Source organism: bacterium SCSIO 12827, from assembly GCA_024397995.1.
GTDB lineage: Bacteria > Pseudomonadota > Alphaproteobacteria > Rhodospirillales > Casp-alpha2 > UBA1479.
Genome location: CP073746.1, coordinates 1,980,401 through 2,001,292, shown reverse-complemented (window position 1 = coordinate 2,001,292; position 20,892 = coordinate 1,980,401). Strand labels below are relative to the sequence as shown.

Annotated in this window: 16 protein-coding genes; 14 read left to right on the top strand and 2 right to left on the bottom strand. The window is 52.7% G+C overall.

Features of this window, described 5'->3' with window-relative positions; genetic code table 11:
* Positions 1-11: 11 nt before the first annotated feature.
* From KFF05_09450 to KFF05_09390, 13 genes are all read left to right on the top strand, one after another.
* On the top strand, positions 12-458 hold the full coding sequence (locus KFF05_09450) for a response regulator (GenBank protein ID UTW50206.1): 447 nt from the start codon (positions 12-14) through the stop codon (positions 456-458).
* Between the two features lie 153 nt (positions 459-611).
* Complete coding sequence (locus KFF05_09445) at positions 612-2,042, top strand: GAF domain-containing protein (protein UTW50205.1); 1,431 nt, start codon at positions 612-614, stop codon at positions 2,040-2,042.
* A 282-nt stretch (positions 2,043-2,324) separates the two neighbouring features.
* Entirely contained in the window at positions 2,325-5,183 is a 2,859-nt protein-coding gene (locus KFF05_09440) for a response regulator (GenBank protein UTW50204.1), read from the top strand.
* Positions 5,180-5,659 carry a response regulator gene (locus tag KFF05_09435; GenBank protein ID UTW50203.1) on the top strand — a complete coding sequence of 160 codons (480 nt, stop codon included), beginning with the start codon at positions 5,180-5,182 and terminating at the stop codon, positions 5,657-5,659. The genes KFF05_09440 and KFF05_09435 overlap by 4 nt, the downstream gene beginning before the upstream one ends.
* Positions 5,656-6,906, top strand: a complete 1,251-nt coding sequence (locus KFF05_09430) for an EAL domain-containing response regulator (GenBank protein UTW50202.1) — start codon at positions 5,656-5,658, stop codon at positions 6,904-6,906. The genes KFF05_09435 and KFF05_09430 overlap by 4 nt, the downstream gene beginning before the upstream one ends.
* 22 nt (positions 6,907-6,928) lie before the next feature.
* Positions 6,929-8,590, top strand: coding sequence for a response regulator (locus KFF05_09425; GenBank protein ID UTW50201.1), 1,662 nt, complete (start codon positions 6,929-6,931; stop codon positions 8,588-8,590).
* A gap of 123 nt (positions 8,591-8,713) precedes the next feature.
* Entirely contained in the window at positions 8,714-9,202 is a 489-nt protein-coding gene (locus tag KFF05_09420; protein UTW50200.1) for a chemotaxis protein CheW, read from the top strand.
* Positions 9,202-10,704 carry a hypothetical protein gene (locus tag KFF05_09415; GenBank protein ID UTW50199.1) on the top strand — a complete coding sequence of 501 codons (1,503 nt, stop codon included), beginning with the start codon at positions 9,202-9,204 and terminating at the stop codon, positions 10,702-10,704. Before KFF05_09420 ends, KFF05_09415 begins: the two co-directional genes overlap by 1 nt.
* Entirely contained in the window at positions 10,701-11,309 is a 609-nt protein-coding gene (locus KFF05_09410) for a chemotaxis protein CheW (protein UTW50198.1), read from the top strand. The genes KFF05_09415 and KFF05_09410 overlap by 4 nt, the downstream gene beginning before the upstream one ends.
* The gene (locus KFF05_09405; GenBank protein UTW50197.1) at positions 11,306-12,982 is read left to right on the top strand and encodes a methyl-accepting chemotaxis protein; all 1,677 of its coding nucleotides are present in this window, start codon (positions 11,306-11,308) and stop codon (positions 12,980-12,982) included. The genes KFF05_09410 and KFF05_09405 overlap by 4 nt, the downstream gene beginning before the upstream one ends.
* A complete protein-coding gene (locus KFF05_09400) occupies positions 12,979-15,246 on the top strand; it encodes a response regulator (protein ID UTW50196.1) in 2,268 nt (755 codons plus the stop codon). The genes KFF05_09405 and KFF05_09400 overlap by 4 nt, the downstream gene beginning before the upstream one ends.
* A gap of 26 nt (positions 15,247-15,272) precedes the next feature.
* On the top strand, positions 15,273-16,322 hold the full coding sequence (locus tag KFF05_09395) for a response regulator (protein ID UTW53657.1): 1,050 nt from the start codon (positions 15,273-15,275) through the stop codon (positions 16,320-16,322).
* Complete coding sequence (locus KFF05_09390; protein UTW50195.1) at positions 16,322-18,019, top strand: response regulator; 1,698 nt, start codon at positions 16,322-16,324, stop codon at positions 18,017-18,019. The genes KFF05_09395 and KFF05_09390 overlap by 1 nt, the downstream gene beginning before the upstream one ends.
* Before the next feature lie 961 nt (positions 18,020-18,980).
* Here KFF05_09390 and KFF05_09385 read toward each other — a convergent pair.
* On the bottom strand, positions 18,981-19,682 hold the full coding sequence (locus KFF05_09385; GenBank protein UTW50194.1) for a hypothetical protein: 702 nt from the start codon (positions 19,680-19,682) through the stop codon (positions 18,981-18,983).
* Positions 19,683-19,777: 95 nt separating this feature from the next.
* Between KFF05_09385 and KFF05_09380 the strand changes: the two genes are divergently transcribed.
* Positions 19,778-20,044 (top strand): helix-turn-helix domain-containing protein, encoded by a 267-nt coding sequence (locus KFF05_09380; protein ID UTW50193.1) that lies wholly within the window; start codon positions 19,778-19,780, stop codon positions 20,042-20,044.
* 19 nt (positions 20,045-20,063) lie between these two features.
* Here the strand turns inward: KFF05_09380 and KFF05_09375 are convergent, their stop codons facing one another.
* Positions 20,064-20,813: a hypothetical protein gene (locus KFF05_09375; protein UTW50192.1), complete on the bottom strand. Its 750-nt coding sequence runs from the start codon at positions 20,811-20,813 to the stop codon at positions 20,064-20,066.
* Between the last annotated feature and the right edge of the window lie 79 nt (positions 20,814-20,892).

The window sequence follows — 20,892 nt, the reverse complement described above, 5'->3', positions numbered from 1 at the left end:
CGAAACCCGACTTGAATTCATTTGAAATGGGAAAAATTCTAGTCATCGATGATGAAACGGATGTTCGCGATGTCATCGCGGATGGGTTTCAGGGATTAGGTCATACGGTGCACGAGGCCTCGAATGGGTTCAACGGCATTACGGCATTTGATCTGGTGTCGCCCAATCTAGTGATCGTCGATGTCTTTATGCCGGGAATGGATGGCATAGAGGTACTCTTCGAAATACGGAGGCGTGATAGAAATGTGCCAGTCATTATGATCTCAGGTGGAGGTCGGGGCGTGTATCTCCAGTTCCTTAAAATGACCTTGGAGTTCGGTGCCAATCACATCATCGAGAAGCCTTTTTTACTAGTGGACTTGGTAGCAACAGCGATGGAACTTATGCGGGTGCCGTTGCCGGACTTAGCCGTAGAGAAACTATCTTTGCCAGTGCCGGCTCGCCTTCATAATCGGTAGTCAGTATCGCGAATCTTCAGTACGTCAACGCGACGAACAGAAACCATTCGGCATTACAGAGTTGGGCATTGGCAGAACGTACCTCTGGCCTGACCTGATTCTGCCCCATCACCATTTTGGGTAACGGCAATGGACTCGAGTAGAAGCAGCGGTTTGAGGAATGCATCAATTAAGGCCGCGCTGAGCGCGACGGATGAGCCTGTTTTGATCGTCGAGTACGGTACCCGCATCGTCCTTGCGTGTAATCTGGCAGCTGAACAACTGTTTGGGCATCCCGAGGAAGATTTGATCGGGGATGTGACCGAGCACTTGCACGCAGACCCAAGTGGATTCCGTTTATTTGGCGAAGAAAGTCATAGGAGCCTGGACGAACAAGGAATTTTCATCCGACGCATTCCGATGCGTAGACGAGACAGATCGATTTTCATGGCGGATGTCCGTGTCCTTGTTTTGAAGGCAAATCACGGCCCCGGAATTGCGGTCGGTGTCATCAATCCGGTTGCAGAAATTGATTTTTCTGAGGAGACGGATTCTGAAACCTCGGAAGGAATGTCCCATCGGCCAATTTTGGAGCGAATTTGCCATCAATGCGATTGGGTTTTGGGTGAAATTTGGCGGCTTGACCCTGCTGGGCACCTCAAAGTCGAAGCAAGCTGGTCGATACTTCCTTCACGCACAAGAACATTCCAGAGAATGAGCGCCATGCTTGGATTGGAGTTAGGAGAAGGTGCGCCTGGCAGATCATGGCTTTCTGGTACACCTGAATGGGTCGAGGATATTCAGAAAAACCCCCGGCGGGTTTTTCGGCGCAGCTTTGCCGCCAAGGCGGCTAATCTCCATTCAGTCTTGGCGGTTCCTGTAATTCATGATGGCGAGGTGCAGGCCGTCGCGGCATTTTTTTCCGACAAACCCCGGATAAAAGATGCTGAGGTTATTAGCAAAATTGACGAAGCCTTGAGCACTCTCGCTCTGTTTCCACAGTCGGTGCCATCAAATGCTCTTAGCGGGGATGCACGGAAGCTCCGCGCATCCGATCTCAAGAATGCGACCATCCAATTGATTTGCGACCCACAAACGATGCGAATTTGGGATGTTGTCCAAGCGGATCATGCGCGGTGGGCATATGGGAAAATTACCAACTTCGACGGGATGCTGCTGGATCAGGAAATTATGCAAGGCCGGCAGTTATGCGATACGTCAAAAATCCTTCCGGATACCATGTACCACCCGACCTACACCCCTTACCGCTATATTGATGAATCTGGTGATCCCCATTGGGGCGTATTACGCACGGAAATTAAATTCTGGCACTGTGGGCGGGCGCTAGAGGCGGCGTTCTTTGATCGCCCATCGGAAGGAACGATAAGAAACAGGGATAACAAGGCTCTTCTCGCGATCTTGACGCCGCGGGAGCGTCAGGTTTTGCGCCAATCGTTGCTTGGATTGACAAGCAAACAGGTCGCCAGAAAGCTGAAAATCAGCCATCGCACGGTTGAATCTCATCGAGCATCTATCATGCAAAAATTGGATGTTAGGTCATTTTCCCAGGTGAGCGCGATATTCGGGTCGACGTTTGGCCGTTGACCGGTGCATGGCATCTGTATTTACCTCGTGAAGAATACGTTCGTATGTTTAATTGAGATACCATGCATGTATTGCTGAATATATATGTATGTATTTTTTTGTGTTTTTCTTATACGTACGTATAAGTAACTACGTATTATCTATTTGCTGACTCTTCCGAAGTTTTCGCTACCCTTGGCCCTGCCTTGATGGAGCCTGCGTCGCCGCAGGCTAACTTAGGCTGTGGGAGGTCTGAAGTGGAGAGCGCCGCACCAATCCGGTTTGGCATATAGGGAGTTGGCAATGTCTCATGCTACCCCCTCCTCCGAAGATGTTCCCAGGCCAGGTACACTCAAACGGATTCTGATCGTCGATGATGAACAGCAAGTTCTGGCGGCGATCGAGGATATCCTAGAGGACGAATTCGACGTCATCACCACGACGTCGCCGGCGAAAGCGCTGACCATTGCCGAGAATGACCCGTTAATCGCCGTCATTCTGAGTGATCAGCGGATGCCGGGGATTACGGGTGATGAGTTTTTGGCGCGCGCCAGAGAATTCTCCTTCGCGACCCGTATATTGATCACAGGTTATGCGGATTTTGACGCAGTCGTCCGTGCCATTAACGATGGCAAGGTATTTGCCTATGTCTCCAAGCCGTGGGACCCGGAAGGTTTAAAGGTGACGGTTCACCATGCTGCCGAACTGTCACAGGTGAACAGGGAGCTTGCAGCCGAACGGTCGTACATGAAGGCCCTGATGAGCAGCAGTGCGGATGGGATTTCAATCAAAGATGCGGATGGCCGGTATCTCCGCGTAAATGACGTGGTGGCGGATATCCTCCAACTGGATAGCCCGTTCCAGGCAATCGGCCGGCGCGCGACGGAGATGCTTGGAGAAGATTGGGTTGTCGAGAGGGAAAGATTAGACAAACAGGTTTTCGAAACAGGCCGGGCGGCCCTCAACGCAGAGAAACGGGAAATCGGTGAGGGCGGGTTTCCACGTTGGAATTCAACCAATAAAACCGCCATTTACGACGAACGAGGAAAGATCAGCGGTCTTGTCACCATCACACGGGACATCACCGCCCTCAAATGCCAACAACAGCAGCTTGAGCTTCTTTTTAGGGTTACGGAGCAGGTGGCATTTGCCGAACGGGTGGGGGATGCCATTGCGGGCGCACTTCGGTCCATTGCGGAGATTACCGGCTGGGATGTTGCGGAAGGTTGGTATTTCGATCCGGATGCCGAAGTCCTGCGCACTTATCTTGGGTACTACCTCGCGTCAGATGAATTCATGCCGTTCGCCGACGCAAGCAAGGGGCTTTCTTTCCGGCTAGGGGAAAGCATGCCGGGGCGGGCATGGCAGCATGAAGCGATCGATTGGATCGAAGACCTCCAGGCGCCGGGCGGTAAGTTCATACGGAGAGAGCAGGCTGTTCAGTGTGGGCTGAGGTCTGGGGTTGCCGTTCCCGTCATGGACGGCAAGGGGAATGTCTTGTCTGTGATATGCCTGTTCAGCAAGACAAGGCGATGTAAGAACGAACAATTCTCGACCCTGATCTCATCGATCGCCATGCAAATCGGGGAATCCATTTCCCGGCGGTTCACAGAGGAACGCCTGACCCGAACCGAAGAACGTTTCGCGATGATCATGGAGAAGTCCCATCAAGGGGTCTTCGTCATGCGGAAGTTTGAATTGATCTTCATCAATGAATCGTTCGCCCGCATTTTTGGGTACGACAGTATCGATGATGCGATGGCGCAAAAATCCCTTCTTAAATTTTTCCATGCGGATGAACACCAACGCCTTAAGGACTTCAATGCGGCGCGAGTAGCGGGTGAATACGTGCCGAATGAATACGAGATCCGCGGCGTCAAAAAGGACGGCACCGAGATCATTCTTGAAAACCGGGTGACCCTGGTGCCCTGGGATGACGGCATCGCAACCTGCGGCAATTTGGTTGATGTTACCGAGCACCGGGCATTGCAGAACCAATTGCAACAAGCACAAAAAATGGAAGCCCTGGGGCAACTCACCGGGGGGGTTGCGCATGATTTCAACAACCTGCTTACGGTCATCAATGGAAATTTGGAGCTATTGGCTAAAAAAACAGAAGCCATGGCGGACCCGAAGATTTCACGTTGGATCAACACGGCGCGCCGTGCGGGCGCGCGCGGGGGCGATCTGACGGCGCGGCTTCTCGCATTCTCCCGGCGTCAGGTCCTCGAGCCGACTGTGCTTGCCTTGAATGAAACGGTCCGCGGCATGGAGGAAATGCTCGCCCGCTCCATCAGTGAGCATATCGAAATCACCGTCAAACCAATGGCAACTCTGGACACTGTTCGCGTCGACCCGGGCCAATTGGAAAGTGCGATTTTGAACATGTCCATCAATGCCCGTGATGCCATGCCGGATGGCGGCCTGCTCACCATTGAAACGGCAAATGTTCAACTGGATGAATGTTATGCGCGGAAACACCAAGACGTCGTGCCTGGCGATTACGTGATGATTGCCGTCACTGATACAGGAACGGGCATGCCGCCGGCTGTATTGGACAAGGTTTTTGAGCCCTTCTTTACTACGAAGGAATCGGGAAAAGGCACTGGTCTTGGTTTGGCGATGATCTTCGGATTCATCAAACAGTCAGGTGGGCACATAAATATTTACAGCGAAGTCGGGCAGGGGACCACGCTCCGCCTGTATCTGCCATTATATACCAATGGGCAGTGTGATTTAGACATTGATGCGGATGCTACGGAAGACACCCTCACCGGCCGAATATTGATTGTCGAAGACGATGAGGAGGTGCGCGAGACCGCAGAAAACCTCCTTGATTCCATGGGATATGACTTCGTCAGTGCACCTGACGGCGCGGCCGCGATATTACGTTTGGAAACGGATCAAGGGTTCGACCTCGTAATGACGGACATTGTCATGCCTGGTGGTATGTCAGGCATTGATGTCGCCCGAGAGGTGCGGGCCCGCTGGCCCGAAATCAAAATTCTATACACATCTGGATATGCGGAGGAGGCGCTTAAAAATGCCAATCACGATGCGCCGGACGGTATCTGGTTGGCCAAGCCGTACACAGAACGTCATCTGAGAGAAAAAATAAACGAAGCCTTGAGATACAGGGCGACAGATGGTGGTCAAGCATGATGAAGACAGAAAAATCAAACCAGGGGTGGGATGAGATGAAGCGGGTTTTGATCGTGGACGACGATCAGGGCATTTGCGATTTCATTGCAGAGGTTGTCGAAAGTGCAGGCTATCAGGCCGCGCACGCGAACAATTCGCATGAAATGATTCGAGTGCTGGAAGGCGGCTTGCCGGACCTGATGATTATTGACCTGATCATGCCTGACCGGGATGGCGTGGAATGTCTGGAAATGATGGCACGGATGGAGGGCTTTGCAAGTCTGCCCATTCTGATGATGAGTGGCTTCGACAAAACCATGCTCGCGATTGCGCAAAAATTCGGATCTGAACGCGGCCTGAACATGGTCGGCGTTTTGAATAAGCCTTTTTCCGTTTCTGGTCTTCGTGACCGCATCGATCAAGCCTTTGCTTGCGATGCCGCATCAAGCCGATTGGGGACAACAGCAGATGCGCCTGCTTTTAGGAGTGTGTCATGACACCAGTTGCGAATGCCAATGCACTGTTGATCATTGATGATGAACCGGACATCGGGGCGTTTATTCAAGATGTTGCGGAAGATGCGGGGTTCTCTGCGGTTGTCGTATCGACGTTCGAAGGTTTTAAGAAGGTTTATGACCCAAAGACCTTTTCGGGATTACTCCTTGATCTGCAAATGCCGGATAAGGACGGCCTTGAGTATCTTCGCCTGTTGAGTGAAACAGGGTGCCGAGCAGATATCGTCGTGATGAGCGGTTACGATGCCCGCGTCCTTGGCGCCGCCAATCGGTTTGGAAAGGAAACGGGCTTACGTATGGCTGGCGTGCTGCAGAAACCGATCCGAATGGATGACTTATCGGTTCTGCTGACCCGCATTCAGTCGGATGCAAAAACCATCACGATTTCCGATATCGAGACCGCTATCTCGGATTGGCAGTTTGTATTCGATTTTCAGCCGAAAGCCCGCCTTGCTGCACCAGATACCGGCAAGAAGGCTGAGCACACACTTTCCCTCCGCGCCGGTTCCTACCCACTTGATTCGTTTGAGGCGCTGATACGTTGGCAACACCCGGTATACGGCACGTTGTCGCCGGACTTGTTCATCCCGATGATCGAGGCCTCAAACCTCGTCCATTTGTTCTCTTATAAAGTTGTTGAAAATGTTCTTCATCAGTCCGCCGTGTGGCGGGAAAACGGATTTGATCCGGTAATCGCCGTTAATCTTCCGGCACATCTGGCCGTCGATTCCGCCGTCCCGGACCGCATCTCAGAACTGGCCGAAGCGAAGGGGATTACGCACGACAGTATCGTATTGGAAGTAACGGAGACGGCCGCGATGGAGAATGCGGCCCAGGCAATGAGCGTTTTGAGCCGGCTAAGGCTACGCAATTTTCGCTTGGCGATGGACGATTTTGGAACCGGATATTCCTCTCTGGTTCAACTTCACAAGATGCCGTTCAATGAATTGAAGATCGACAAGTCGATCGTGTTCGAACTCGGGGTCAATAAGGACGCAGATACCATCGTCCGCTCGATTATTGATTTGGCCCACAACCTGGGCTTGGAAGTCTGCGCTGAAGGCGTGGAAACGGCCGAGGCACTGACCCTGTTAAAATCATTCGGCTGTGACACCGCGCAGGGATTTTATTTAAGCCGTCCCGTTAATCCGGATGCTGCTCAGGCACTTTGCGGGTTCCAACTAGCGGACGAACCAGATACCCGGAAAACGAGACTTTTAAATAGTTAACTCTGAAGCGGGAGATAATGCCATGGGCGCGCCAGATGTTCTAATCATCGATGACGATGAGTTGGTCCGGCTAACGATCCGAGACATTCTGGAGGAAGAGGGGCATGTCGTTGCGGAAGCCGCGGACGGCATCGCAGGCGTCAATGCGATCCAGAAGCAAAACCCCAGGCTCATCATTTGTGACGTCAAGATGCCAGGACTGAATGGGTTCGAGGTCCTCCGGAAAATCCGGGAAGCAGGTACGGAACCTGCAACCACTCCCTTCATTTTTTTATCAGGATTGGATGACAAGAAATATTTGACGGCTGGTTACAAGATTGGCGCTGACGATTATGTGACGAAGCCGGTCGATTACGATGTTCTCAGCATGAAAGTCAAAGCCATCCTTCGGAAGCAGGCGGCAGCAGAAAAAACCAGGGCGCCTGTTTCGGGCACAGTCTCGCCTTCTACCTCGGATGAGGGTTCCCTATCGGTTCCAGAGCCTTTCAAGGCGAGGCTCGATAAATTGATGAAAACGGAGGGAGAAAAGGCAACCGGCCGTCTCAAGATCGTGTCGCTGGAAGAGTTCCGCGATCTGTTCAAGGGGCGTTGGGAAAAGGTGCGTCATAAGGCCATGGCTATCTCTGACGGAATTGTCCGAGGTGCGATGGGAAAAGATGACTTATACGTGCAACACGGCGAAGACGCATTTTTAATTCTGTTCGCCGGTGCAGATTTGGCAACCTCGCAGAAGCGCGCAGAAAAATTAGCGGTCGAGATACGTCAACGACTTTTGGGCAAGGACAAAGATTATCGAGGTATTGGGGTTACGGCCGATACGATTGATGTAAGCAAACTTGCGGCAGAGAACAAAAAGGTCACGCCGGATCTGTTGGCGAGAGAATTCGACCACCAAGCAGCCACCCAAATCGCCCAAGAAAAAGAGGGTCAGGCCAGCAATGATGTGTCCTGGTTCACGACGCAACTGTCCGTTCAGTTCCGCCCGCTTTGGAACCCGTTTCGCCAATTGGTTGTCGCATTCGAATGTCATCCATTTCGGCGTTCAGCCTATGGGGTGTTTTCCGGAAGTGCCGTTTTGCATGGCGGCGATCAGGACCCGATGGCCGTCCACGTTGATGCGGTTATGGCGGCACAGGTGATCAAAACGATCACGGGAAAGCAGACCGCAAACGAGCCGGCGATCATGCTGCCATTGCATTTTGAAACATTAAAATTGGATGATTTCGGCGGCCTGATGGAGATATTCAAGGCCGTCCCGCAAAGCCGTCTTTTGGGGCGCGTCGCCGTTGAAATCATTGGAGTTCCAGAGGCCAGGGGAGAGACATCAATCCGCCGGGTGCTGGAGTTTGTCAAGCGGATAAGCTCCCGCACATCCGTGCGTTTAGCGCCTGAGGATAGGCATGCACATCTATTCAAGGCAAACGGTGCCGATATGCTTGTCTTAGATGTCGAGGCCGATTGGCAGACACAGACTGAGAAGCAAATTCTTCTCCGTATTCTGGATTTCGGTAAACGGGCCAAAGCACAGGGATTTCACACCACGGCATATGGTTTGAATTCCCTGGCCACAGTGCGATCAGCGATGCAAGCCGGCTTCAGCCTGATTAGCGGCCGGGTCATCGGTGATATTCGTGACGCACCCGTGCAGCCGTATGAGTTGACCAGAAAGTACATCCTCAGTTGAGCTCGAAAAGAGGGAATTGTGGGATGTGGGCAGGGGAACCTTTCTCAGATTGTCCGATGCGGACTAAGGCCTCCTCTGTGTTTGAAATCAATCTGCTATAGCCTTGCGAGGAATAGCAATCCGATGAACGCCTCGGCCAAGTTTCTGATATTTCAAGCCGGCCCGGTGCTTGCGTTGTCTCTTGCCGCTGTGCGGGAAATTCTTCCATTCGTTTTGCTGAGCAAGCCGCCGACGACGGCGTCAATGGTGACCGGAGTGGTCAATATCGGGGGGCAAGCTGTCACGGTTCTGGACTTGGGGGAACTGTTGGGTGTTGAGACGGCCGAACCAAGTATTTGGTCTCATATTATCTGGCTGAAGGGTACGCCGGTTCCTTTGGCCGTATTGGTGGAACGCACTATTTCCGTCGTCGACGGGAACTCTATTTCAATTTCCGAACTGCCTGACGGCATGACATTCAACGGCATGGTGAAAGCGGAATTGCTGAATGACGGAACCCCGATCGCTCAGCTTCTTGATGTTGAGGCTTTGCTCACGGAAGAGGAGGCACGGCGCCTCAGGAGCTTTGCAGACAGAGCCCAGACGAGACTTAACGGGCTGGAGGTTGCGTGATGATTGTGAATGCGCCCGACCCTGAAACGATTTCACTAGCACCGGCATTCCAGGACTTTAAATCGTATCTGATCGAATTGACGGGGCTTGGATATTACCAAGACAAGGACACCGTCCTGGCACAACACGTTCGGAAACGAATATCTGAAACCACATTCCAAAACATCGACCAGTACGTTGATTTCGTCCGCAGTCTGGCTGGGCGCGAAGAGCTTGATCAACTATTGGATTTGATCGCGATCGGGGAGACCTATTTTTTTCGAAATCCCGCGCAATTCGACGCCTTACGGACCCACATTCTGCCGAACCGTATCGCCGCACGCGTAGGAGACAAAGCGCTTCGAATCTGGAGTGCCGGCTGCGCATCCGGGGCGGAGCCTTACTCCATATCGATCTTGCTTGAGCGTGAGTGGCCTGCGGCATCGGGAGGATGGAACGTACAGATTACAGGGTCCGACATTTGCGAGCGACGGTTGATGCGCGCCCGTCAGGCACGTTTCTCCGAATGGGAGATGCGGGGATTATCTGACGAGATCAGGGATGCGTGCTTTGATAAACGCGGGAAAAATTGGCAATTGCACTCGAGGTTTGCGCGGCGCGTTGAATTTCGTCAGCAAAACTTGAAAACGCTTTGCGAAGGGCCGATTGACGATTCTCCTGGAGAGTTTGACATTATTCTTTGCCGAAATGTCCTGATCTATTTCGACGTTGATCTCATGCGCCGCGTTCTTGCGAAATTGCGTTCTCTCCTGGTGGATGGCGGGTGGTTGATCGTCGGTCATTCCGAGCCGTTTCTAGAAATCGCGCACTTCCTGACACCTGTCTCGGTATCGGGAACAACGGTATATCAAAAAACCGACAATGTGCGGTCAAACTCGACCCCGGGCATTTCCGCCGGCATCAGGAATGTTGTTAAGGCAGGTGCTGGAACCCCAAAAAAATCACACCTTCCTTTCACGCCCCCGCCGCCTTTTCTCTTCTCTGCGGTTGATGACGACGCCCAGTGGCTCAGAGAACAAGCTCCATTGAGGGTCCAGCCGGTCGATGACCATTCAGGCGAACCCGCTTCGAAAACGGTTTCGAATACGGCTTCGGCCATTAATCGGGCGAGTCGCCTGGATGAGGCTCGTCGGCATGCGGATGCGGGAAATTGGTCATACGCAGTTACGTTCTGTGAAGAGCACATTGCTGAACATCCGCTTGATCCGGATGGGCATTTCATCCTCGCCCTTGTCCATGAACATCGTGGTGATGCCACTGCCGCGTTAGAGGAGCTTAAACGGACCATCTACCTGGATCGACACCATGCACTTGCACACTTTCATCTTGGCCGCCTCTACGCCTTGAAAGGAGATTTTCAATCGTCTCATCGGTTTACTGAAAATTCTGTCGATATTTCTGCCGGGATTGCCCGCGGCACGGCGGTGCGTGGAGGCGATGGGCTTCTCAGCGAAGAACTTGAGAACTTGGCAAGACAGCAACTCTCAAGGGGCCGGCAATGACGAACGAGACTATGACGAAGGTGGATTGGCAGGCCGCCAAGAAACGGGTGGCGCGGGCACAAGAGTTAATCGATGGCTCGTTGGAGAAAAGCATTCAACAGTCGGCGTTGATTCTAAAATCCCGTGCCCGGGCACTGGCCGAGCGCGGCGTGTCAAAACAGGCTGTGCACTCCGCCACGCGGATGCTCATCTTCTTTTTATCAGGCACACGATATGCCATCGAGTTGGAAGCCCTGGTGAAGGTTGATGCCTGGCAGAAACCCTCCCGCATTCCAGATTCGAATCCCGCTCTCCTTGGAGTTCTGTCTCAACGTGGGATCATTTGGGGCTTGTATGACCTTGCCCAAATCATTGCGGCTGAACTGCCCGTTGCCGATCCCGGCGGCAGCATCTTGTTCATGCGGGACATGCCGCGACATGCTGCATTCCGTGTCGACGATATTCAAGGAATTGGAACGTTCGATATGAGCGCCATGAAACCTGGGCCGGGTGACGCGTTCGGATCCAGTGAGGTAATCGCCGGCGTTCTTGCCAGTGAGGTGTTCGCGCTCGATGTGGATCGCCTTCGTGCTCATCAAGTTTTTTCAGAGAGGTTTCGAACATGACTCTTACAATTGCCCATCGATTGATTCTTGGGTTCGGCTCGGTGTTGGTCATGGCGTTGGGGTTGGGGGTTTATCAATTCGACAGCATGGCCACGATGCGGGACTTTGCGACTAATACGATCAGCAAGGATTTTCATGCGCTACGACTCGTCCGGCATATCGGCATGAACCAAAGAGAAATGCGCATCCAGTTTGAACGGGCCTGGGCTGCGTACCTGTTAGGAAAAACGGAGGCTGGCGATCTCGATACATCGGTCGCGCAGCGGCAATGGCACTTGGCCCGCGAACGAACGTTACATCGCCTCAAGGAGCTTGAAACACTTGCAATCGAACAAGGAGAAACGCCGATCAGTCCGGAGCGTAAAGAGCTTTGGAGTAACATCGCCGTAAACGCTAAGGACAATCGGGAAGCCTTAGGTGAGATTGCGTCGGTCACCATCGCGCAGTTTGGCCAGATGGATAAAGACGAAATAAAAAGCGTTCGGGGTGAGTTTGAAGTTTTGGAGGAGCTACGGAATGAATTCCGTGCAACCGTGCGCAAGACGGAGGATTTAGCGGGAGCTCTCGCAACCAGCGCGGAAACAGACATCGTTCAATTGTACGAAGAGGTGAAGCGGGCGAGCATCGTTTCCATTGCCGTTGTCTTGATCATTGGTCTGATCGTCGCGACGCTGATTTACCGCTCGATAACGCGGCCCCTTCGTGGGTTCATGGAGTTCGTGGCGGCTGTCGGGCAGGGGGATTTGACGCAACGCGCGCGCAACACCGGCTCTGATGAAGTTGGCAGTTTGGGGGCGACATTGAATGAAATGGTCGAGAACCTTGCCGAAGTATCTGGACAAACCAAAACGGCCACGGAAAACCTCAACGCGGCGACGGCTGAACTGCAGGCCTCGGCCCAGCAGCAAGCGGCCAGTACCAGCGAGCAAAGTGCTGCTGTTCAACAGATCACAAGCACTCTCGAAGAAATCACCCAGTCGGGAAGACAAATCACCGAAAGGGCCAAGGGAATCACCCAAAGCGCGGAGGCCGCTTCGACGGCGAGTAAAGCTGGTTTGCAGGCAGTTTCGGATTCTAGCCGCGCCATTCAATCCGTACGTGATCAAGCCGAGCGCGTTGCCGGGACGGTCGTAACCCTTACAGAAAAAACCCAGTCGATTGGGGAGATCATCGCAAGCGTGAACGAAATCGCGGAGCGTTCAAACTTGTTGGCTTTGAACGCGGCAATTGAAGCTGCGTCTGCCGGTGAAGCGGGAGCGAGTTTCTCCATTGTCGCGGATGAGATCAAAAACCTTGCCGATCAGGCGAAAGAGGCCACAGGTCAAGTCCACGGACTGTTGAGCGAAATACAACAGGGTATCAATTCCGCCGTTATGCAAACAGAAGAGGCTGTGAAGCGCGCAGAGTACGGGGCCGATTTGTCTACTCGTACAGAAGGCACCATTACCGAGTTGGCTCAGAGTGTCGAACAAAGCATCGCGACTCTTGAGCAGATCATGGCGGCGACCAATCAGCAACAAATAGGGGTCGAGCAGGTCTCTTCCTCTGTCCAGAATATTCGCGAAGCCAGTGAACAAATCGCTGCTGGGATCAGTGGGCTGGAGCAATCCGCGGCGAGTCTGAACGCCATGAGCACGCAACTGCAAAAGTCTGTGGAGAGGTATCGCCTGTGAGCGACATCCGTCAAAAGTTGCTGGATGCATTCGCGATTGAGCATCGCGAACACCTCGCGGCTATACGGGATATGCTGTCAAATATTGAAGATGAAGATGCCAATCCGGATGGGGTTGATCTGTCCGAACTACACCGTCGATTGCACAGTTTAAAAGGTGCGGCGAGAGCAACAGACCTTAAGCCGATTGAAACGCTTTCCCATCAGTTGGAAACGCTTGTTTCGGAAATTCAAAAGGGAATCGTGCGACTCGATTTTCCAAACAGGCGTCTTATCCAAAACGGCTTGGATGGCATAGAGGATTGGTTTTCCGCTTTTGTGGAAGGGGGGGCGTTGCCTGATCTCGACGCCCAGATTGTTGAATCTGAAACGGCAAGAAGCAAGGTGTCAGGTGACACGCGACCGTCGCAAGGGGCGCAAATCAAAACTTCTTCGCTCAACCGGAATAAGGCGCCAAGTTCGCCACCTGGTCTGGGGGTGACACAAGAAGGGCCGTCGCCAAAAAACCCAGGAACGTCGTTGCGTGAGGGAGTCCGCATTGACGTGGAAAGCTTGGATCGTCTCTTGAAATGTGCCGGAGAAATTTTGATGACGTCCGGCGAACACCATCGGGTGGGGAATGATCTGCGCCGAATGGTGTCGCAGCTTGAACGGTTCAAGAATGATTTTGACGGTTACCAAGTTGAGGCGATGGCGGGGCGAGAGCAGAATTTTTCACAATCTGGTGATTTAAATCGTGCCATTCATCAAATGGTGGGGGATTTGCGGAGACTCATTTCGGAGATCGGCGCTGTGGGCTACCGACAGCGTGAGGCTTCCTGGCGGTCGCTGAAATTGGGGAAATCACTCCGGGACGAAGTACAGAAAGTTCGAATGGTATCTGCGGAGAGTGTTTTCGGCGTCTTGCGTAAGATGGTTCGAGATATCGCTGCGGACGAAGGGAAATTGATCGAGTTCTACTTAACGGGTGGTGGGATTCATGCCGATAGAATGGTTCTTCAGGATTTAAAGGACCCACTTATTCATATTTTGCGAAATTCCCTGGGCCACGGGATCGAATCTCCAGATGAACGACGGGCTAGGGGCAAGCCGGACATAGGGAAAATACGCGTCGATATCTCAACGAGCGGAAGTCGCCTGGAACTAAGAATAGAGGATGACGGCAGAGGATTGGATTTGGAGGCGATCAACGGATCCGCCCGAAAGTCCGGACTGATAGGGGAAAATGAACCGAACATTGACAGCTATGAGCGGGCATATCCCGTGCTGTTTCATGATGGCTTTTCCACGACGGCTGTAGTCGACGAACTATCCGGCCGGGGCGTTGGAATGTCAGTGGTCCGACGGGCGGTTTCGCGCCTACAGGGCACGGTTTCACTTATGCCGGCAGATGCAGGCGGATTGGTTATCTTGATTTCAGTCCCGCTTTCTGTCGCATCGACAAGGGTTCTAATATTTTCTGCCGGGCAAGAAACTTTTGCCCTTCCCTCCAATTGCATTGAACGCCTTCACCATGGTGAGGAGGGCTCATTCCAATTTGTTGAAGGCAGCACCTATTTTTTGCCTGAAAATGATGACGAGCCCATCTATTCAACCGATATCGGCAGTTTAATCGATGCTGCGCCGACGCCACTCAAGCCAGGCAGTAAAGTCACCGTTGCCGTGCTGTCTGCGGATGGCATTCGATTGGCGGTCTCAATCAACGACGCATTGTCCGTTCGGGATGTTTTCGTTGAAGATCTGACCCATGTTCTTCCTGAGAATGCGCTTGTCGCCGGTAGCGTGATGCTTGAAGGCGGGGATGTCGTTCCGTTTCTCAATCCCTCCGGCTTAATAGCCAAGTTTCGAAACACGGATCAAAACCAACAACGGTTTGTTGAAGCGAAACATCAGGCCCGAAGTGTTCCAACAATTCTTGTGGTGGATGACTCAATAACAACGAGAACGTTGGAGCGGAGTATATTAGAAGCGAATGGATACAAGGTCAGACTGAGTGTCGATGGCCTGGACGCCCTTGAACAATTGCGATCTGAACCTGCGGATCTCGTCGTTTCAGATATTGAGATGCCCAGATTGGACGGGTTTGGATTGTTGCATGAAATCAAACGCGACCATGCCCTCAAAGGAATACCTGTCGTTCTCGTGACTTCCCGCGATGATGAGGAAGACAAAAAGAAAGGTCTGTCCCTAGGTGCCGACGCCTATGTCGTGAAACAGCGTTTCGATCAGTCGGATTTATTACAAACAATTTTGCAATTGTTATGAATGAACCCAACGCTCCTATCCGCGTGATGATTGTGGAAGATGAAAGGGTGGTTCAAGTTCTTCTTGAACACATCATTCGGAGCGATCCTCGGCTGGAATTGGTCGGTTTATATCGCACGGGTGAAGAGGCCCTGAGCGATATAGCCTCCGTTAAGCCGGACGTGATCTCAGTGGATATTCGACTTCCGGGTATGAACGGTTTCGAGCTGACGCGGACAATAATGAGGCGTCACCCAACGCCGATTGTCGTCGTCTCCGCCAATGTAGAAGATGAGGATCTTGGAATTTCCATGAACGCGTTACGTGCGGGCGCGCTTGCCGTGGTGGAAAAACCGGTTGGCGTTACGAATAAGGATTACGACAAAATCGCGGAACGCATGTGCCGCAGTCTCATTTTAATGAGCGATGTAAAGCTGGTACGCCAACGCTCACCCATCATTTCACGTTCGGCGTCTGCGCCTATCCGGCCTCCGCAAACGCGGCATTTGTCTGGCCAGGGGGGGTACCGAGTTTTAGGGCTTGTCGCGTCAACCGGGGGGCCTAATGCGCTTGTTGAAATACTGAAACACCTTACGCCCAGTTTCCCTTTGCCGATCGCGATGGTGCAGCACATAACAGCAAGCTTTTTAGGAGGCTTTTCATCGTGGCTATCCGCTACGACAGGGTTTGAAGCCCGCGTTGTAAGTGACAGCGAACCCCTTTCACCAGGTGTGATTTATCTAGCTGCCGCGGATCATCATCTCGAGATCAATGGATTAAGAGCCAAGGTGAACCAAATGCCCCCGGTATCAGGTCAAAGGCCCGCAGGGACCGTTCTCTTAAAGTCGATGGCGGCGTCGCATGGGCGCAATGGCATTGGGGTTCTTTTGACTGGCATGGGAGACGATGGGGCCGAAGGGTTGGCCGCGATCCGACACGCTGGAGGCTTCACGATCGCAGAGCATGAATCGACGGCCGTGGTTTACGGCATGCCTAAAGTGGCCGCCAGTTTAGGTGCAGTTTGCGAGCAACTGCCACTGCCAAAAATTGGACCGCGGTTAAAAGAACTGACCGCGACGATGGGGATGATCCGATAATGGATAAAACACACAATATCCTTCTTATCGAGGACTCGGATACGCAAGCCCTGCGTGTTACGGCAATCCTGGAACAGGAGGGGTTTTCCGTCGAACGTGAGGCGAGCGCCGAAAATGGACTTGATCGCCTCGCCTCGTATCAGCCCGACTTGATCATGGTGGATTATCATTTGCCGGGAATGGAGGGCGATGAATTTTGTCGCCATATCCGTATGAATCCTGGGACTGAATCCACCCCTTTGTTGATGATGACCGAAGATACGAAAGGTGAAATCGAACTCCAGGGGCTGGAAAGCGGGGCCGATGATCACATTTCGAAATCGATGGATGCGGATGCGATGCTGGCCCGTATTCACGCGTTGTTGCGCAACCGTGGAAAATGGACGGCGCAGGGATGGCGCACAGGCGAGCGGTTCCGGAAGGCGCGTATATTGCTGGTCGATGATAGCCGGACTTACCTGGCATTCCTTCAGGATGCGTTAGAACAAGAGGGTTATAGCGTTGCAACCGCCTTGTCTGGTGAAGACGCCATTTCCGAAGTTAACAAGGAATTCTTTGATTGCATCATCGTCGATCTGGTCATGCCGGGAATCGACGGGATTGAATTATGCAAAAGACTTGATGGATTCCGTCAAAATGCGGGGCTGTCTTTCCCTCTTTTGATGGTGACGGGTCAGGACTCTAACGATGAAATGATGCGTGCCCTGGAGGCAGGGGCGGATGATTTCGTTAGCAAAGCAAATGATGTCAACATCATCAAGGCAAGAATACGAGCCCTTCTCCGGCGAAAATTCCTGCAGGATGAGCATGAACGCATCATGACGGAATTCCGGAATAAGGAATTAGAGATACTGCGCGAACGCGCGGCCCGCGAAGCTGCCCAGGAAAAAGCGGAACTTGCAGAGCATCTCGAACTGGCGAATAAAGCGTTGGAAGCGACCAATCGTGAGCTCAAAGAGACGCAAGGGCAACTCGTTCAGACCGCAAAAATGGCGTCTCTTGGTGAGTTGGTTGCGGGGATCGCGCATGAAATCAATAACCCCTTATCCTTCGTGATGAACCACGCAAAAACGGTGGAGGACCGGCTCAGGAAGATTATGCCCGAGGTGGAACCCGCCATGAGCGATGACGGGCGAAAGAAGTGGGATAAGGCGCTTCTTCGCTTGACCGAAATCCATGGTGGCCTTGAGAGGGTGCATGACATCGTTATAAAGCTAAGAACATTTTCTCGATTAGATGAGGGTGAATTCAAAACGGTTGATATGAAGGAAAACATTGAGTCGACAATTTATTTAATCCGACATCGATGTAAGGACAGAATCAATATCACGACGGATTATGCCAAGGATAATGTCTTGTCGTGCTATCCAGGGACGCTGAATCAGGTCGTCATGAACGTATTGGCAAACGCGATTGATGCGATTGAAGGGGAAGGGGAAATCAAGGTCTCGACACGCCGCGTTAAGGGCCAATTTGAGATTACCGTTAGTGACACTGGTCCGGGTATTCCCGAGGAAATCAGGGACAGGATCTTTGAGCCATTTTTTACGACCAAACCGGTGGGGGCGGGAACAGGGCTGGGAATGGCGATTTGTTATAAAATCATACAAAATCACGAGGGGAGTATTTTTGTTAGAGATGGGAAAAATGGCGGGTGTGAAATAGTAATAAAAATTCCCGATAATTTATCTGAGTAATAATTTTATTTATGATCTCAGTTGCTGCCATATCCACCATTGGCATGCCTTCATGTCCATCTCCTCTCAAGGTTGATGGACTCTACACATTTTTGGAGGAGAAAATGGGGCTCAGGTCAAATGGAACGCGCCATCCGAAGGAACAAGCAGCTGGCGTGAAGGTAGTCAGCACAGAAATCAGCAGGTGCAGATGCTCACTGGCCCAGACGGGCATGCCGCCTTTGCGGGTCGGTCTATCTATGCGGTCAGGAGCGTTCGCCTTTAACCACGTCACACAGCCAAATAAAGACATTTTTCTTTGAGTCTTAGGCGGGCTGCCCTGACTTACCCCCGCTAAGTGGTCCAACGCCTACGAGAGAGTTCGGCGCGGGTTTACGCCCTGCTGTTCAGGCTGGAGCGTAGCGTAAGCCTTGGCAGCAGGGCCTGGCAAGATGGCCTCCGGGGCCGGCTGTCACCGCGTTGACCTCGTCCAGGGGCGGGACTATGCTCGCACCCTGCTCGATACAACCGTCGGCTTGAGAGAGAAGCATGGCGACAGCCTCGAAAACTGGTGGTAAGGCCAATTCGGTCATGGCTTCGGCGAGCTTGCCGGACCCGAAAGTAGCTACCTTGCCCGGGTCCCGGATGCTGACAGCTTCCGAGATCGAATTTCTCAGGCGTGCAGCTACGAAGACGCGCCGTTTTGTGGGGTTGAGACGAGCCCGGAAGGCAAGCGCTTCAGCCTAAGGTATGACGCCATTTTATCACCGAAGACGAGCGTCGTCGGCTGATTGACGGTGCGCGAAAGACCTGATCTTGTCCCTTTAACAGGGGCCACACAGGTAGTTGGGAAATCTGTCGGCCAGGGTTCAGGAACAGGGGAATAGACGGATGGCGAGGAAGCAGTTTTTGTCGAACAACTGCCCTTTTCCCTGAGAATATATCCATTGAAAATGACCTATTTCAGCTAACTGGCTTTAGTTTAAGTTTGGTGCTTTTTTGACTGCAGCCATTCGTACACGGCATTCGAGTCAATGCCATTGTCCTCTGCGGTTCTGGCTACTTCGTCCCAACCAATAAACCGACTTGCAAAAGCTTCGTCGAACATTTGCGGGGTAATTGTTCCGGTAAACCAGGCGTCCTTGCGTGGGCCTACTCGGAACTGGCAGTCTTTGGTCGATCTGCCACGCATTCGGAACCCGTCACCCAGTTGGTCTTCATAAACCAAAAATCCTGGTGCCTGCCGAAAGACGGCACGGGTTCGACCGTCGCTAATCAGAAACAGCTCCGGCGGGTCTTCTAAACCGCTGTTGAGGTATCGAAGGAATTTCGAGGCATTGTTCAGTCCTGGCCTTGACCAGGGCGTCCGCACCACTTCGGCCCCATCGGGAAAATACAGCTTCATCGCACCCTGGATGTCATCCCAATAGACTTTGAAGGACCAAACGATAACTTCGTTAGAAACTGGTTCTCCATTTGGCAGGCGCAAGGCGTTTAGCACAGCGTCGGCTTTTGCCTGCGCAAGCGCCGGCTCTCCCTTGAGCCATTTACCCAATGCCGAATAGTGCACTTCGCACTGACCAGCGACCGCTTTGACTCCGGCAAAAAGCCTGCAAGCGCCTCTTAGGCCCCGCAAGGAGAGCCGCTTCCCATTTTGAAGCTGAACGGTGGCAGTGGACATCATTTATCCAGTTATCATTGCTAATATTGACCTTATAGGATAGTTTGATATTAGAATCAATGGTGGGTTTTGGGTTCAAATGAATTCCAATCGGATGAATGAAGGCGGTGCTGCAATTAAGCCGACAGTCCGTTGTCATGCCTGATTATCTAACCCGTAAAGAGGTCGCGGCGCAGTACCCGATCTCTTACAACACCCTGGCCTACCTTGCGTCGCGCGGGGAGGGGCCACGTTACATGCTGATCGGCAAAAACTCAGTCTACATGAGAGCTGATGTCGAGGCCTACTTTGCCTCCCAATTCGTCGACCTCAAACCAAGGGTCAAGCGACGGGGCGGCTCATCCAAGAAAAGCACTTTCAGTTAACGCCGCACTGCGGGCTTGGTCAGGTCGCTTTCAGGGATTCCGGCCAGCGGGTGGCGGGTTCGATCATCCGTGGCTCAACCTTGAACCGAGGATGATCCTCAGCCAGGATCTCGCCGGCAGCAATCCAGATCCTAAAGGCTTTTTTGTCCGCGCCGCCCGGCCTTGTAATGACCTCTCCGATATTGTCGAGGCGTCCGGGAGGGAATTCTGCGGATCTCGGCTCCGCGTCGGAATACATCTCCGTTTCGGCAAGTTGGTATTCTTCTTCCGATAGCTGCCCATTATAGCGGTAGCAGCGCATCACCTCTTTGAGGAAGCTCTCGACCGGTGTGGTGGCGGAAAGGCTAAGCACCGGGCAGAACTGGCCCAGAATTTCCGGTTCATCGAAATCGAAATAGTTCGTGATGGCATCGGCCATAACCGTCAGGGGCTTGTCTAAACTCACGGAGCGACCAGTGACGACGATAGCGCCAGTTAGGATGGGGCCGAGGCCTGTGCGGAAGGCGTCCACCAAACGCCTAGCCGGTGCGGCGAGGACGGCATGCCAGAGGGCCAGGACACCTTCGTAAAAATCCCGGTCATCTGGCCAGGCGTGAATAACGCCTGGTATCAGCGCCCGGTATTTCCAGCCGTTGTGGGTAATTAGCTCTGTCGCTCGGATCGGACGGTCGGGGAGGGCGGGCTGTACCGCGAGGGTTGGTGGCATCGCCCTTCTGGTGGAGTTGATTTCACGAGTAATTCTGGCGACGAGGGCAGCGAATTCCGACATTGGGCTGCTCCAATTATACAGTAGGCGTGTCTACTGAAATAATTTATTGCATGACGGCGCTCAAGAGATTATCGTGCAG

What these genes read in the sequence shown, in the direction of transcription:
- KFF05_09440 (UTW50204.1), top strand. Translation starts at nt 2,325, where the DNA reads ATGTCTCATGCTACCCCCTCCTCCGAAGATGTTCCCAGGCCAGGTACA.
- KFF05_09435 (UTW50203.1), top strand. Translation starts at nt 5,180, where the DNA reads ATGATGAAGACAGAAAAATCAAACCAGGGGTGGGATGAGATGAAGCGG.
- KFF05_09430 (UTW50202.1), top strand. Translation starts at nt 5,656, where the DNA reads ATGACACCAGTTGCGAATGCCAATGCACTGTTGATCATTGATGATGAA.
- KFF05_09425 (UTW50201.1), top strand. Translation starts at nt 6,929, where the DNA reads ATGGGCGCGCCAGATGTTCTAATCATCGATGACGATGAGTTGGTCCGG.
- KFF05_09420 (UTW50200.1), top strand. Translation starts at nt 8,714, where the DNA reads ATGAACGCCTCGGCCAAGTTTCTGATATTTCAAGCCGGCCCGGTGCTT.
- KFF05_09415 (UTW50199.1), top strand. Translation starts at nt 9,202, where the DNA reads ATGATTGTGAATGCGCCCGACCCTGAAACGATTTCACTAGCACCGGCA.
- KFF05_09410 (UTW50198.1), top strand. Translation starts at nt 10,701, where the DNA reads ATGACGAACGAGACTATGACGAAGGTGGATTGGCAGGCCGCCAAGAAA.
- KFF05_09405 (UTW50197.1), top strand. Translation starts at nt 11,306, where the DNA reads ATGACTCTTACAATTGCCCATCGATTGATTCTTGGGTTCGGCTCGGTG.
- KFF05_09395 (UTW53657.1), top strand. Translation starts at nt 15,273, where the DNA reads ATGATTGTGGAAGATGAAAGGGTGGTTCAAGTTCTTCTTGAACACATC.
- KFF05_09390 (UTW50195.1), top strand. Translation starts at nt 16,322, where the DNA reads ATGGATAAAACACACAATATCCTTCTTATCGAGGACTCGGATACGCAA.
- KFF05_09385 (UTW50194.1), bottom strand. Translation starts at nt 19,682, where the DNA reads ATGATGTCCACTGCCACCGTTCAGCTTCAAAATGGGAAGCGGCTCTCC.
- KFF05_09380 (UTW50193.1), top strand. Translation starts at nt 19,778, where the DNA reads ATGAAGGCGGTGCTGCAATTAAGCCGACAGTCCGTTGTCATGCCTGAT.
- KFF05_09375 (UTW50192.1), bottom strand. Translation starts at nt 20,813, where the DNA reads ATGTCGGAATTCGCTGCCCTCGTCGCCAGAATTACTCGTGAAATCAAC.